This is a genomic window from Maribacter chungangensis, assembly GCF_042676845.1.
Taxonomy (GTDB): domain Bacteria; phylum Bacteroidota; class Bacteroidia; order Flavobacteriales; family Flavobacteriaceae; genus Maribacter; species Maribacter chungangensis.
Genome location: NZ_JBHTHY010000007.1, coordinates 151141 through 165757, shown reverse-complemented (window position 1 = coordinate 165757; position 14617 = coordinate 151141). Strand labels below are relative to the sequence as shown.

Sequence of the window (14617 nt, the reverse complement as noted above, 5' to 3'; positions counted from 1 at the left end):
TGATGTTTGATGTTAGATGTTAAGCCAATAAGATAGTTTTAGGTTGATGGAGCGAAATCTAGGGGCAAAAAGGTCTACCGAGTAATTGTCATTATACACTATGAAAAGGTCGGACAAAGGAGCAAAGCGCCATTGCAACCTGGAATTAACGCCCAAGTTATCCCTTTGGTTACTGTATTGTACCAAGGTAGACCAGAAAACAGACTTGCTAAAGGTAACGCCTACCCTTGGTGCTATAAGTACGATATCGGCACTGGAATAAGGCGCTGGCAGGTCTATTCTGTCATACTGAGCCTCAAAACCTATCCTTAATTTTGGTTGTAGCCTAACTTGGAACTCCGTTTCCAAGGAATATCGGTTGCCATTAAAGAAACCTCCGATTCCCGGTTCCAAGCTGTAAGAGAATACTTTTCTTCTATCGGATTCAAATGACATAACAAAGGTGTTCACCGTGTACCCCACGTTTTCCGGTAGGGGTAGGTCATCATCGTTGCCAGATGGAATGAAGTTGTCACCCTCGGAAAGAAAGATAAACCTTCTGGACAGTTCCGCGCTTACCTGCTCAAGGCTCTTGAATTCGGCAGTCGTTTGTAATGAAAGACTTTGGTCCGTAAGTTTGTAGTCCAAACCTGGCCGCCAAATTACCTCATGGAACAATTGTGCTTCATAATTATTTACGATACCTGTTTTGGGCCAGATGCGACCCTCAAAAATATTGACCAACTTAACGATATCCTTTCTTGGGATAAAGCCAAGATCCGAGTTGAACTCCTCGTCGATTTTAACGGCATCTAGAAATACCGAAAAATTTCTGGTGTTCTTCCCCAAGAAGAAACCAAGCGAGTGGTTGCCCTCATTGTCGTTGGGTTGAAAGGATTTGTGCGCATAGAATTTGCCTATCCAACTGTTGTCCGCCGATGCCAGATTGTAATCAATACCTACGACGCGATTAAATTCTTCATCTTCCGATAAAAAATCCGAAGCCCCAATAGCCTGCCTGTTTATAAAGAAAACACCCAAGTTGGATCGCGAGAACAGTTTCTGTTGTAGCGAGAACATCATATTGTTGTTGGATGGGATGCCATTTTCGTTGTCCTCCTCGGTTTGAAGGTTTAAAAAGCCCAATCGCAGGTTTTTGTTTATTTTGCCACTTAATCTGGCTCCTCCAATGATACGGTTTTCAATGGTGTTGTTTGCTGTGTCTCTTGCTATACCTATTCTTCTTGAAAAAAATGGATTGGAATCCCTACTACCTCCAAAACCTCCAAAAAGGTCGTTGTTGTCTATGAAAAATTGTCTGCGTTCCGGTAATGCAATTTCAAACCGCGTAAGGTTGGTTATAAAATTATCGACTTCAACGGTAGAAAAATCAGGATTTAAGGTGAGGTCAAGGTTTAAACTATTTCCTACGGATATTTTGGCGTCTGCACCAACTTTAAAATTAGTACTGTTATCGCCCGTGTCAAAGTCTTTTGCCGAAATTCCGTTTACGTATGGTATCAAGGCCAATGGTGTTCTGGATTTTCCCAATCCTTTTTCAAAAACCATATCTCCCATAAAGGCCAGATTAAAGATAAGTTGGTTTTGGGGTATTGGATACCACGTACTTTGCTCGTTGGACTGCATATCGAAACGGTAACTATTAAACCGCCACTTGGTCTCCCCTTCTCTAAACTTAAACGAAGTCAGGGGAATAACCATTTCCGAGGTATAGTGGTCATCATAAATAACCGACTCACCTTTCCATTTAATATCCCATGAGGTCGTAAAACCGTTTAGCCCGGAACCTCCGTTGGTAATTAAGGCTTCGCGTCTTACGCCAAGCGGGTTTATTCCAAATAAAAATGCGTTGGTGCCATCATTAAAGGTGTCAAAAAGCAAGCTTATGTTATCATTTCCTCCCGCCCTAAAATCGCGCTCCAGGGATGTGATAACATAATCCTTACCGATAGCGTTGACGCGTATTCCTATATACAGGTTTTTATCGTCATACAGCATTTTTATGTCGGTTTGCTGCTTTGCCTGTACTGAATCTGTTGGAAAGTATTGTTGAAAGTTTGCGGCACTATCTGCCATTTCCCAAATGGGTTCGTCAAGTGAACCGTCTAATTGAATGGCGTCCGAGATATATTTTACTGTGAATGATTTTTCAGGGTTTTGGGCGTAACTAGTAAGGGTAAGAAAGAAAAGTGTGAATACACTTATAATCTTGGTCATTTTGTTCGAATTAACTTGACTTCAAATTTAAGGGTTTAAAGTGTTAAATCAATCCTAAAATCATTCCTTGTTTTTGGGTTTTGGCATTCGTTTGGCTTCTTTGAGATTTTTCATCAACATCCATTCAATTTGCCCATTGGTGCTTCTGAACTCATCCGCGGCCCATTTTTCGATCGCCTTGAGCATATCCTCGTTTACCCGTAATGCAAATGCCTTTTTTTTACTCATTATCCTTACTAAATACTGTTACTATACTGTCCAATACTAATTGTTTTTGAGTGTTGGTAGGTTTACAGTTTTGATTTTTATTTGAGCGTGCTAAAACGGTTCCTTCTGTTACAATGAAACCGTTTTAGCACTCCTTTAATCGCTTATAGCATCCATTACGCGAGTTGGCTTTTATGTTAGCCCTGGAATTTTTATTGGCACCGCCAAAGGGTATAATACCCCGAGGCTTGCCTCGAAATTAAAGGTTCGTTTCCTTCGAATGCCTCGCGGGCTTGCCCGTAGTTCACTTTAGCATGCTATTGGCTTCTAGTATTTTCCTTCTGCTCTTTATTTTTTTGATTATCTATTTTTATCTCTTTCAAAAACGAGCCTTGCAGAACTATCTGCAAATTGTACCAAACGCCATCCTTGTTTTGCATAGGTGTTAAGGGTGTCCTCTAGCCGATCGTCGTTATTGGTAAAGCCCATTTTCCATGTAACCACTTTATATTCCTTCATTTGTAGTATGATATTTGTTTAATACTGCCTGTGCCTCTTTCATTTTTTGTGTTCCAAGAAGGAGGGATTTTCCATTTTTCATTTTGATCTGGATGCCTTTGTTTCCTTTTACAGTCATTACTTTTCCGCTTGTTCCCCATTTGTATCCCCAACCACCATTTTCCATAAGTGGTCTGTATTGTCTGGTCCAGACTTTTTCAATTTCTTTCCAAAGCAGCAGTTTAGGTTGTAGCTGCATCGGAAAAAACTGATAGCTGATTCCTCTTTCATCTATACTGGTCGTTAATTTAAAAAGGATAAATAGGTAAAGTACAAACAACACAGTACCACAGCCGATCAAGAAACCGGTATCAAAAGCACTGGTGTCCTTAAAATCGGACTGTATCCAATTAATAATGGGCTTATTGATAACAACTAAAGCAGAAGCTCCTAAAATTAGCCATAACCACCATTGGTTAAATCGTTGTGTCTCGTTGAAAACACGCATATTCTAATGGTTTAAAGTCCCTGTGTTTACGATCGGCGCCGCATCTTTGTCCGAACAGAGCACCACCATGAGATTGCTCACCATCGCTGCTTTACGCTCTTCATCCAAGGTGACCATTTCTTTTTTACTTAGTTCTGTCAGGGCCATTTCAACCATGCTTACCGCGCCTTCTACAATTTTATGCCGGGCGGCTACAATTGCCGTCGCTTGCTGCCGTTTTAACATGGCATTTGCAATTTCCTGTGCGTAGGCCAAATATCCTATTCGAGCTTCCAAAACTTCTATACCCGCCATGGAGAGTCGTTCTTGAACTTCTTTTTCCAAGGCATCGCTAACCTCGTTTACGCTGGAGCGTAATGTAATGTCCTCGTCCAAACCTTCGTCCGCAAAATTGTCGTAAGGATACATGCTGGCGAGTTTACGCACGGCGGCATCTGTTTGTACACGAACAAAATTCTGATAGTCATCTACCTCAAAAGCGGCTTTGTAGGTGTCCGTAACACGCCAAACCAAGATAGTACTGATCATAATGGGATTTCCGAGCTTGTCGTTCACTTTTAACCGTTCGCTGTCAAAGTTGCTTGCCCTTAGGGATATTCTCTTTTTTGTGTAAAACGGATTTACCCAAAATAGGCCGTTTTGCTTTATGGTGCCCATATATTTTCCAAAAAGAAGGAGCACTCTAGAACTGTTTGGGTTTACGAGTACAAACCCGGGAATAAGGAGTACTGCCGCTACGATCATAAAAGCACCAACATAGATGCGTAAAAGTAAAACGCCGCCAATGAGCAGGGCGAGTAGTAGAAAAAGCATAATGTAACCGTTGATCGGGCTGTGGTTTTTTTCGTTTGACATGGTATATGATATTAAATTGATATCATAAATATATCAATTTATTTTAAACTTTCACCGGTATTCCTGTATTTTTTACGTTTTGTCTTTTTCGGATTTTTAAAAAATCGTTTAAAGAATCCGTCTTTTTTTACAGGATCGTAATCCAAAGCGGCTTGTACAGATACAGATTATTTAGGGAATTTGGCATTCGTGATGGTAGTAAACTCGGAGTCGGAATTTAGTTTTTGATACAACAGGGCAAATAGGGGTAAGGCGGCATTTGCCCCTTGGCCCAGACTTGTATTTCTAAAGCCGATTTCATGGTTGTCCAGACCCACCCAGGTAACATGGACCAACTTTGGTGTTACCTCAATGAACCACGCATCCTTAATTGTTTTGGGTGTTGCCCGTATTTCCCGCAATATCGTTTTTAAGGCCATAGGTAGATCGGATTTGGGATGCCGTTCCCGAGGTAAAAATTGATTTTTTGAACATTTGAAGACCTTTTTCAGTTGCCTAGCATCGCTACGGAGGTAAAAAAAGACAGGGCCGACACAAAAGCCGACAATTTGGCTTTTGAATGAGGAGCCAGCTGAAGCGCGATGTGAAAAAGAGCAATTTTTTAGCGAACGGTAAAAGTTTAAAGGACTTCTAAAATTAAATTCCGTTCCAAGGATATATTTAACAATACCTTAAAAGCGGATGCCCTATTTTTACGCAAAATTATGAGAATGAAAAAGATGTTCCTTTTAGTATCGTTTTTAATTGTTCAAACAGGGCTCGCAAACGATATGGAATGGTCCAAGACCGGACATAGGGTTACGGGCGAGGTAGCCGAAAAGTACCTTAGCCGCAAAGCTAAAAAGGCGATAGACAAACTGTTGAACGGACAAACTCTTGCCGATGTTTCTACATTCGGCGATGAAATTAAAGCCGATAGAAAATTTAGGGAGTTTAGTCCTTGGCACTATGTAAATTTTCCAAGCGATAAAAAATATACCGACGTAGCGCCCAGCCCAGATGGGGATATCGTCATGGGTATAGAAAAGAGTATTGCCATAATCAAGGATAAAAGCAGTTCATTAGAAGACAAGCAGTTTTATTTAAAATTCTTGGTACACCTTATAGGTGACCTTCATCAGCCCATGCATGTGGGTAGGAAGGAAGACAAAGGAGGTAATGATATACAGGTGCAATGGTTTGGAAGGGGCAGTAATTTACACCGGGTCTGGGACAGTAATATGATAGATGATTTTGGCATGGGATATACAGAGCTTGCGGCTACGTTGCCCAGGATTTCGAAGGAACAAGTGAAGTTCTTGCAAAAGGGCGATGTCTATACTTGGGTAGAGGAGTCTCAGGAATTGGCCAATGAGGTGTACGAATCTGTGCAGGTTGGCGAAAAGATCGGTTATAGATATAGTTATGAATGGTGGGCTACCGTAGAAACACAATTGCAAAAAGGAGGTATTCGTTTGGCTGCCGTATTGAATGCCATTTTTAAGTAAGTGCCGCTTTTTGAAGGATTACCGTTTTGAGATTTTATTTCCGGTAATCTGTTTTTGGCGCGAACATTTAAATCGGTCTACACCATCGGTACGTAATTTGGCGTGTTTTGTGGCCCTGCCTTGAACTCTTTTGCGCCACATACGAAAACTGCTAGGTTTCATTTCCCGGCGCATAATCTCGATCGTCTCCTGTTCCGATATACCAAATTGAAACCTGATCGCATCAAAAGTAGTGCGGTCTTCCCATGCCATTTCTATAATGCGGTCCAGTTCGCGGTCTGTAAATTCTTTCTCCATAGCGGTGCAAATATACATTAGAAAATTGTTTGATGCTCGATGTCCGATGCTCGGAGTTTCAAGTTTTTATTGTTTCAGGTTTTTTAGTGGGTAGTTCTTAGAGGGTAGCGGGTAGTTGTTAGTTTTTCGAGGGTAGCGGGTAGTTGGTAGTTTTTTGAGGGTAGAGGGTAGTAAAAATGCTGGGTGCTCCTAGTCTGACACTTGAATTTGAACCTTTTAAAAAATGTCGGTCCGAGCGCAGTCGAAGACCTAGGAATGGATGGTCTCATTGGCATTTCGACTTTGCTCAATGTTACAATTTTCATCCATTGCAAAAACTACACTATCCCGTATACACTGAGATTCTATCCGACTACAGCTCATAGATTGCCGGCGGGCAAGCTTGATTTTGTATTTGAAGTTGACACTTGAACTTGAGAATTGACACTTGTATTCTAGCCCCTGATCACCCTAAACGTAAGGTTAATGCGTTCACCAATAGGCTTCATTGTTTTGGCAATTTGATGTTTCCAGAAGTGTTGTGTTTCGCCCTGCATTAAAAGTAGGCTTCCGTGTTCCAAGAGCAGTTTGTGTTTTTGTTCCTTGACGGTATTGTGTTTTAGATGAAAAAACCGCGGTGCGCCCAAACTAATCGAAGCGATAACCGGATTTTGCCCCAGCTCCTTTTCATTGTCCGCATGCCAGCCATTACTGTCCTTTCCGTCTCGGTATAAATTTAATAGGCAGGTGGTAAAACTGCATGGGGCAACCCTTTCGATTTTTTCCTTGATGGCTAGGAGTTCCTTGGTGAACAGATGCGGTTGCATGGTAATATTGGAGTAGGAGTACGGTTTGTTATTATTCGCATATAAGGCCGTAAGTCTGGGCTGGGGGTAGACCTTTCCAAAAACTTTAATATCGTCCTGTTGCCATACGATATCGGTTTTGAATTTTTTAAAATAAACATCAGCTAATTCGTTGCTTATAAAATTAGGATAATAGCTAATGGTACTGTCGGGGAGGTTGAGCTGCTGGGGTTCGCTATTGAACAATTCTTTCATCAGGATATAACTGCTTTAAGTTGATTTCTATACTCGGAGGGATTCTGTCCGGTAAATGCTTTGAACGATTTATTGAAATGGGAGAAATTATTGAAACCACATTCAAAACATACCTCGGTGATACTTATATGTTTTTCTGCCAATAGCTTGGAAGCATGCACCAAACGATACTCGTTTACGAACTGCACAAAAGTCTTATTGGTGATTTTTTTAAAATAACGGCAAAAGCTAGGAATCGTCATACTTGCCATACTAGATATTTCAGCTAGGGTAATATCCTCCCTAAAATTATTTTTTACGTGGTTAAAGACCACGTTTATCCTATCATTGTCCTTTACGTCAGTAGCCAGAGAGAAGCCCTTCGCGTTCAATAAATTTACTTCCTTTGAATTTGCGAGTTCATTAAAAATATTGAGAATGGACAACAAACGTTGGAAATCTGTTTGATATTCCAATACTTCTATTTTTTCACCTATTTTCTTTTTGGTCTTTCCGGAGAAGGTAATACCTCCATTTGCAGTTGCAAAAAGTGTCCGAATTTTTTTCATTTCGGGAATAGTAAAGAAATCGTTGCCTAGGAAGTCCGGCTTCATTTGTATAACCGTTTCGCTGATGTTTCCCGTGAGTCTGTCCGTAAGACCGCAATGCGGTAAATTACTTCCGATTAAAATAAGCTCTCCGTTGGTATAATAGGAAACGTGGCTACCAATTTGTCTTTTACCGGAGCCACCGTTAACATATACCAGTTCTATTTCTGGGTGGTAGTGCCACTCATAATTCTTGTTCAATTTGGATTCATCGAATTTTTGAAAGGTAAAGGAGTGCCCAAACGTGGGTGCTATGGCTTCAAACTTGGGTTTTGGGGTCATCATATAATGTACAATTCTAATATAAAAGTAAACAACACTTTTAAGGTCAAGGTTTGTAAAATTAACCAAAATATGTGCTGTATTAACCTATTACAGTATTTTGTGCTTCAAGTAGGATAAAATAGCATAGAAAATAGAAAATTACGATGTAGTGTAACGGGGAAAGCCAGCCTAGTTTTGTAGTGTAGTTATTAAGAACCCTTAAAAAACAAAATCGTATGAAAACAATTGTAAAAACAACTGCAGTAATAGCCTTCGTATTAACAACTGCCATAGGAATGGCCAGGGACGGGGAAGTGAGTTTAAGAACTACTAAAGAAGCAAAAAGCGTAGTGCTTACCATGGAAAAAGTGCTGAGCGATGTAACGGTACGCATTACCGATGCCGATGATAATCTATTATATGCCGAAACCTTGGCCGACGGTACTCTGGTAAAACGTTTTGATATGCGCAACCTGCCCGAGGGTATGTATTATATTAGTACTTCAGATGTATATAAAACATTGATTTACACGGTATCCTTAAAAAATGGAGAGGCCAATATTCTACTTGAGGAAAATATTGCCAAGCCTCATTTTCGTAAGACAAAGGAAAAGATGTTCATAAACTTTTTAAACTTGGACAAGTCCAAGGTTGAAATCAAAGTGTACGATGCCGAATACCGGTTGGTATTCTCAGAAACCATTATGGAAAAAATGATCGTAGAAAAAGCCTTTGATTTTAAAAAAGCCTTTGCTGGAAATTATAGAATAGTAGTGACCGATGCGAAGAACAGCTACGCTGAAAATTTCATAGTTGATTAAGTTGAGTTAATTACTTTTGAAGTAGAAGGGGACGGAAACGTCCCCTTTTTTTATGGTCAACCATGACTCCAAAAGCCTCTGCTATAGCTAAATCGGAAGCTGGCGCGGCAGTCCCTGTTTGTTCCAATTTTTATGTTACGGATAATTGCATTGGCCACGGAATCTTGGGCGAAGGTGCTTTTGCTACAGGGACAAATAGGCGTAGGCCCAGTACATAAGTCCAAACTGCAGGGGTAAGCGCAGCACTAATATCCATTTAGGGATGCCGGCACCGGCCTTTTCATTGCTTAGCATATAGAAATGCACCAGTAGGAATACGGCCAACATGGCTATGATGCCATAAATGGCCAACTGTTGCGTTAAGGCAAAGCATAATCCTATACCAAGGGCAATTTCCGCCACACCGCTCCAATAGACCAAGGCCTTATGGTTGGGTAGGTATCTGGGCATAATGCGCATGTACATTTTTGGCTTTATAAAGTGATAAACGCCCGCAAATATATACATGCCGGCCATAAGGTACAGGTGCCAAGGATAGGCTAAACTCATTTGATATATTTTAAAAATCGGTCTTTTTTGTATTGGGGAACCGACTCGTTGGCCATAAACAGCTTTAAAATGTCCTGTGATTTTTCTTTTTGGAACATAAGTTCGTAGAACTGTTGTACGGTAAGGCTGTTCTTGGATTCTTTTAATAAGTTTAGATTGTCGCCCTCCATTACGTTGCCTTCCTCTATAATTTTGACGTAGGTACCCGGGTGGTTATGCACTATAAATTGTTTCAGAATCGCTTGCGTTCCAAAACGGATGCCCAGTTTATAACATGGTTCCCGTGGTTGTGATACCTGTACCGTGGCGGTTCCGATTTTATATATATTCCCGACACGTATTTTGGATTCGTCCATGCCAGAAATGGTAAAGTTCTCCCCGAACATGCCCCAGTCCCATTCATGGCGGGGATACAGGGCCTTCCAGTAAGGATAATAGTCGGCGGAAAATAGATAACAAGCTTTATTGATGCCGCCGTGGTGTACCCGGTCTATCACCGTATCTCCCTTAACGTCGTTTTTGGTAAGAAAGAGCCCTTCTTTGGTGGGATATTTAAAAATTCCTGTTTGTTCTTCGGCACCGTTCCAGGTAACAGTTGTTGGCGTTCCTATATTTGTTGCGATGACCTTCATGTTGTGAAGATAAAAAAAGCTTGTTAATCGTGGACCTCCTTCAGGTAGTTATTTAAAAACTGTTTTTAATGAACCACACTGTCGATTTCTTTCATTTTGGTTGTACTACTGGTATGAAGTACTGCAGAAGGGTTTTCCGGAAAATACCAAAAGGGGATAGCTACCCAATCTTTGTGGTATACGCTATCGGTATTAAACTCCTTGTTTTTAATCGTAAGAATATGTTTTCCTCGTCTATATCCCAAAAGATCAACGTACATCTCTAGGTCCAAACGTTTGTTTTCGTTCGTTACTATAATCAAATCACTTTCAATTACTTTACTATCAAGTTGAAACTGGAACATTTCATTGATAGTTTTTAAATATGCCTCGGGCGTTATTTTAGTGCTGTCCTCGGTTTTCTCAAATTGCACGAAGCTGAAGGTTGACTTATAGATGCGTTCATCGGACTCTGGTTTTAAGAGAGAGTCGTACTTGATGATGTCGTCCTCCAAAAACTTGCGATATGGAATCGTAACCTGTAAAAAAGGGTCGGTAATTGTTTTTGATTGAATTCCTGCCATTAACAGAGGCTCTTTTTCGCTAACGATCAAGTCGCTATAATTACGCCGATGTCCAATTTTTTCTGACGAGGGGTCACTAGAATCGAAGAAATTACTGGGGTTCATTTCTAAGGAAAAAAAGAAGAGTAAGATGCCGTAAATGGGAATTAAGCTGTAGATAATCTTTTTGCCGAATTTGTTGTCCAGCAGGTTATAAAGAATGGGTCTGTAAATAAAGGAAAGTGTCAAGACACTAAAAATCTTGTAAACGGGCAAATACACTTTGGCAACGTCCGGAGAGCGCTTTACAATGCCGGGGATCACAAAATCTATGATCGTAATAAGGTGTCCTAGGAAAAATGCTGGAAACAGTACAAAACCAAGTACAGCTTTCAGTTCGAAAGGTAAAAAATCGTTCTCTACCAAAAATAGCGTAAAGAATAAAAAAATCAGAAAGTTTAGAGATACTGCAATCGTAATAAATGCTATTAAAAAAGTCACTCCAAATAAAATACTGGAATAATTTTCAAGATTGATGATGTACTTATCAAAAGAACCTATCCTCTTTTTAAGATGAGTTTTAAATACTTTTGCAATGTTCAATTGATTAAAATCGATATCCCCGGAGACTGACCGGATACCCACAGCACCGATCCATAAGCCACGTAACAAGACATGAAGTATTAAATTGAAAATAGCAAGGATACAGGTAATATAGATCGTGCTTATAAAAAGCGACTGTAGTGGTTGGCTTTCAAAACGTTTTAACATTGCAAGATCTTGCAACGGTTCCAAGGCACTGAACAATCCAAAAATTGCAAAACCTGATATTACTAATTCCAGTTGCCAACTTTGCACTTGTAGTTCATCTAGAATTTCTCGGTACTTGGCATCGCTTTTTTCGTCCTGCATCTGCGGGTGGGTTGGTTAGTTAGAAGAAAAATAGTGAAAAAGTTGAATAATGACCCAAGCGTATACCATAAAAAAAGCCACCCTGAATACATCAAGGTGGCTTTTAAGCGTCAAATCTAACAGTCAAGAAGCAAGATACAAGATGAAAATTTCACGTATCAACGCTCATTTCCAACATCTCAAATCTACTATCTATTTTACCATTTCATAACTTCGCTTAATAAACTCGGTCATCTCGGCTCCTTTTAACAAGCCTTTGGATAGTTTTGCCAAATCCAAGGATTGGTTAATGAGCCGCTCTTTTTTCTTGGCCGTTTTGGTGTTCAATATTTCGCCTACCAGTTCGTGATTGGTATTGACTACAATGTTGTACATCTCCGGCATATTGCCCATACCGAACATGCCGCCGCCGCCCGTCTGTTGCATTTCTTTCATACGGCGCATAAACTCAGGCTCCGTAATCGTAAATGGCAAGGCATCACTGTCCATCGCTTCCAATTGCACCGTGTAGCTGCTCTTTTCGCCAAAGACTTTCTCTAGATCTGCCTTCAGTTTTTCTTTTTCTTCATCGGACAACTTAGAGATTTGTGTATCCTCTTTTTGTATCAACTTATCAATATGGTCCGCATCAACACGGGCAAAGGATATCTTCTCCTTGCTTGTTTCCAGTTTTTGCATCAAATGTCCAATAATGGGAGAGTCCATTAGTAAAACCTCATATCCCTTAGACTTTGCAGTTTCGATGTAACTGTGCTGGGCCTCTTTGTCAGATGCGTAAAGAATCACCAGTTTTTCGTCCTTATCGGTCTGGTTTGCCTTGATTTTTTCTTGAAGCTCCTCAAAAGTAAAGTAGTTGCCATCTACGGTGGGGTACAGGGCAAACTTATCGGCCTTATCAAAGAATTTGTCTTCGGAAAGCATTCCGTATTCAATAACGATCTTAATATCGTTCCATTTAGCTTCAAAGTCTTCACGATTATTTTTAAATAATGAATTAAGCTTGTCAGCTACCTTACGGGTAATGTATGATGATATTTTCTTTACGGCACCATCGGCCTGCAGATAGGAGCGTGAAACGTTCAACGGAATATCCGGAGAATCGATTACACCACGCAGCATCGTTAAAAATTCAGGAACGATACCTTCTACATTATCCGTAACGAATACCTGGTTTTGGTACAGTTGAATACGGTCTTTTTGTGCGCTAAGATCATTGGTAAGCTTTGGAAAGTACAATATCCCTGTTAGATTAAAAGGGTAGTCCACGTTTAGGTGAATGTGAAATAGCGGCTCCTCGAACTGCATAGGGTACATTTCCCTGTAGAAACTCTTGTAATCCTCATCCTTTAAATCGGCAGGTTGTTTTGTCCAAGCCGGCTTCGGGTTATTTATAATGTTATCTACCTCTTGTGTTGGCGCAGGATCCTCTTCTTTTGCATCCTCGGGTTTTGGCAAGGTCTCTGTCTTGGTTCCGAATTTTATCGGAATGGGCATAAACTTGTTGTACTTGCCCAACAGTTCACTTATCCTATTGTCCTCCAAAAATTCCAAAGAATCCTCGGCTATGTGCAAAACGATTTCCGTTCCACGTGTTTCTTTTTTTGATTTTTTTAAATTGAAATTAGGAGAGCCGTCACAAGACCAATGCACTGCGGGTTCATCCTTATAACTTTTCGTAATGATCTCTACTTTTTCGGCCACCATAAAGGCAGAATAAAAACCAAGACCAAAATGTCCTATAATACCTGAGTCTTTCGCAGAGTCTTCGTATTTGTTCAGAAATTCCTCGGCTCCGGAGAAGGCAACTTCGTTAATGTATTTTTTGACTTCCTCCTCTGTCATGCCCAGTCCTTGGTCAATGATATGAAGCTTTTTACCTTCCTTATCAATTTTTACCTCGATCATGGGGTTGCCATAATCTACCTTAGCTTCTCCAATAGAAGTAAGGTGCTTTAATTTAAGCGTGGCGTCCGTACTGTTGGAAATTAATTCTCTTAGAAAAATCTCATGATCGCTGTACAAGAATTTCTTAATAAGCGGAAATATGTTGTCTACCGAAACATTTATTTTACCTGTAGCCATTTTAGTATTGTTTATTTTAATTATTCATCTCTCTTATGTCAAAAAAAATACCACAACGAAGAACTGTGACAAACTGACATATTTGCCCTAATAAAAGTTTAACATTTTTTATGTTTAATTAATTTGTAAAAACATTAAACATTGTGTATCTTTGAATTGTGATTAAAGAAAGAAATTGCTATGAAAAAGTTTCTAAGGTTATAATCACGTTTTGATTATTTATTGGTTAGGTTGTTTAAGACGTGCTTTCCGCCCCCGGGAAGCACGTTTTTGCTAAATAAAACCTAAACTTTTTGTAACGTGTTTAGAAGTGTAAAATGAGTTGTAACTTTATTTCCGACTTCGAATTATAAGGTGGCATGGTTCCCTGGGGCCGGCTTCGAAAAATTAGTTTAGTTCCTAACGCATATCTCGTGTGTTTGCACCGAGGTAATTGATTAAAAGAAAATACAGATGGCAACAAAAGCGAAAAAAACGACGGCAGATGTACTGATAAGTAAATATATGGACTATGTACTGGACCATGAGATGGTTCCAAAATCCATTTATAAGTTTTGTAAAGTAAGTGGAATAAAAGAAGAGGATTTTTACTTGTTTTATGGTTCCTTGGATTCCTTGCAAAAAGGTATTTGGGAACAATTTTTTGTGAATACCATTGCTGTTATGGAGAAAAACGAGGAATTTGAAAGTTTTAGTAATAAAGACAAAATGCTCACTTTCTTTTTTACCTTTTTTGAAATCCTGACCTTGAACCGCAGCTATGTGCTTTTTGTTTTAGGGCAGGAGAAGAATCCAATGAAAAATATGGGACAATTAAAAGGGCTGCGAAAACATATCAAACATTTTGCGAAGGACCTTATAGAAGATGGAAATGCAGAAAAAAATCTAAAGATTACGAAACACAATCCACAGCTCTTCTCGGAAGGGGCTTGGTTGCAGTTCATGTTCATTCTGCGGTTTTGGACGAAAGATGATTCCGCCCGTTTTGAAAAGACGGATATGGCCATTGAAAAATCGGTGAATACGATTTTTGACGTCTTCGACAACACCCCATTAGAAAATATCCTTGATTTTGGAAAGTTCCTCTACAAAGAATCCTTTGCCTAACTTCTGAATCCC

Annotated in this window: 16 protein-coding genes; 3 read left to right on the top strand and 13 right to left on the bottom strand. The window is 39.9% G+C overall.

Going from position 1 to position 14617, the window contains the following annotated elements:
• Positions 1–12 precede the first annotated feature (12 nt).
• The 6 genes from ACFQZJ_RS11380 to ACFQZJ_RS11355 all read right to left on the bottom strand — a co-directional run bounded on the left by ACFQZJ_RS11380 (position 13) and on the right by ACFQZJ_RS11355 (position 4704).
• Positions 13–2217 carry a DUF5916 domain-containing protein gene (locus ACFQZJ_RS11380; RefSeq protein ID WP_379934633.1) on the bottom strand — a complete coding sequence of 735 codons (2205 nt, stop codon included), beginning with the start codon at positions 2215–2217 and terminating at the stop codon, positions 13–15.
• Positions 2218–2277: 60 nt separating this feature from the next.
• Entirely contained in the window at positions 2278–2445 is a 168-nt protein-coding gene (locus ACFQZJ_RS11375; protein ID WP_379934631.1) for an Arc family DNA binding domain-containing protein, read from the bottom strand.
• Between the two features lie 339 nt (positions 2446–2784).
• The gene (locus tag ACFQZJ_RS11370; protein WP_379934630.1) at positions 2785–2943 is read right to left on the bottom strand and encodes a DUF4177 domain-containing protein; all 159 of its coding nucleotides are present in this window, start codon (positions 2941–2943) and stop codon (positions 2785–2787) included.
• Complete coding sequence (locus ACFQZJ_RS11365) at positions 2930–3430, bottom strand: hypothetical protein (RefSeq protein ID WP_379934628.1); 501 nt, start codon at positions 3428–3430, stop codon at positions 2930–2932. The genes ACFQZJ_RS11370 and ACFQZJ_RS11365 overlap by 14 nt, the downstream gene beginning before the upstream one ends.
• Positions 3431–3433: 3 nt before the next feature.
• Positions 3434–4285, bottom strand: a complete 852-nt coding sequence (locus tag ACFQZJ_RS11360) for an SPFH domain-containing protein (protein WP_379934627.1) — start codon at positions 4283–4285, stop codon at positions 3434–3436.
• Positions 4286–4452: 167 nt separating this feature from the next.
• Positions 4453–4704 (bottom strand): hypothetical protein, encoded by a 252-nt coding sequence (locus ACFQZJ_RS11355; protein WP_379934626.1) that lies wholly within the window; start codon positions 4702–4704, stop codon positions 4453–4455.
• Positions 4705–4989: 285 nt separating this feature from the next.
• Between ACFQZJ_RS11355 and ACFQZJ_RS11350 the strand changes: the two genes are divergently transcribed.
• Positions 4990–5772: a S1/P1 nuclease gene (locus ACFQZJ_RS11350; protein WP_379934625.1), complete on the top strand. Its 783-nt coding sequence runs from the start codon at positions 4990–4992 to the stop codon at positions 5770–5772.
• Between the two features lie 18 nt (positions 5773–5790).
• On the opposite strand, the gene ACFQZJ_RS11345 is transcribed toward ACFQZJ_RS11350, so the two are convergent.
• The 3 genes from ACFQZJ_RS11345 to ACFQZJ_RS11335 all read right to left on the bottom strand — a co-directional run bounded on the left by ACFQZJ_RS11345 (position 5791) and on the right by ACFQZJ_RS11335 (position 7981).
• On the bottom strand, positions 5791–6069 hold the full coding sequence (locus tag ACFQZJ_RS11345; protein ID WP_379934811.1) for a TIGR03643 family protein: 279 nt from the start codon (positions 6067–6069) through the stop codon (positions 5791–5793).
• A gap of 434 nt (positions 6070–6503) precedes the next feature.
• A complete protein-coding gene (locus ACFQZJ_RS11340) occupies positions 6504–7109 on the bottom strand; it encodes an alpha-ketoglutarate-dependent dioxygenase AlkB family protein (protein WP_379934624.1) in 606 nt (201 codons plus the stop codon).
• Positions 7109–7981: an AraC family transcriptional regulator gene (locus ACFQZJ_RS11335; protein WP_379934623.1), complete on the bottom strand. Its 873-nt coding sequence runs from the start codon at positions 7979–7981 to the stop codon at positions 7109–7111. Before ACFQZJ_RS11335 ends, ACFQZJ_RS11340 begins: the two co-directional genes overlap by 1 nt.
• A gap of 215 nt (positions 7982–8196) precedes the next feature.
• Here ACFQZJ_RS11335 and ACFQZJ_RS11330 point away from each other — a divergent pair, with 215 nt between their 5' ends.
• On the top strand, positions 8197–8781 hold the full coding sequence (locus tag ACFQZJ_RS11330; RefSeq protein WP_379934622.1) for a hypothetical protein: 585 nt from the start codon (positions 8197–8199) through the stop codon (positions 8779–8781).
• A 183-nt stretch (positions 8782–8964) separates the two neighbouring features.
• On the opposite strand, the gene ACFQZJ_RS11325 is transcribed toward ACFQZJ_RS11330, so the two are convergent.
• The 4 genes from ACFQZJ_RS11325 to htpG form a co-directional block, all read right to left on the bottom strand.
• The gene (locus ACFQZJ_RS11325) at positions 8965–9330 is read right to left on the bottom strand and encodes a DoxX family protein (RefSeq protein ID WP_379934621.1); all 366 of its coding nucleotides are present in this window, start codon (positions 9328–9330) and stop codon (positions 8965–8967) included.
• On the bottom strand, positions 9327–9962 hold the full coding sequence (locus tag ACFQZJ_RS11320) for an MOSC domain-containing protein (protein WP_379934620.1): 636 nt from the start codon (positions 9960–9962) through the stop codon (positions 9327–9329). Before ACFQZJ_RS11320 ends, ACFQZJ_RS11325 begins: the two co-directional genes overlap by 4 nt.
• A 65-nt stretch (positions 9963–10027) precedes the next feature.
• On the bottom strand, positions 10028–11416 hold the full coding sequence (locus ACFQZJ_RS11315; RefSeq protein WP_379934618.1) for a hypothetical protein: 1389 nt from the start codon (positions 11414–11416) through the stop codon (positions 10028–10030).
• Positions 11417–11608: 192 nt separating this feature from the next.
• Complete coding sequence (gene htpG / locus ACFQZJ_RS11310; protein ID WP_379934616.1) at positions 11609–13498, bottom strand: molecular chaperone HtpG; 1890 nt, start codon at positions 13496–13498, stop codon at positions 11609–11611.
• A 453-nt stretch (positions 13499–13951) separates the two neighbouring features.
• Here htpG and ACFQZJ_RS11305 point away from each other — a divergent pair, with 453 nt between their 5' ends.
• Complete coding sequence (locus ACFQZJ_RS11305; protein WP_379934614.1) at positions 13952–14605, top strand: TetR family transcriptional regulator C-terminal domain-containing protein; 654 nt, start codon at positions 13952–13954, stop codon at positions 14603–14605.
• Positions 14606–14617: the final 12 nt, after the last annotated feature.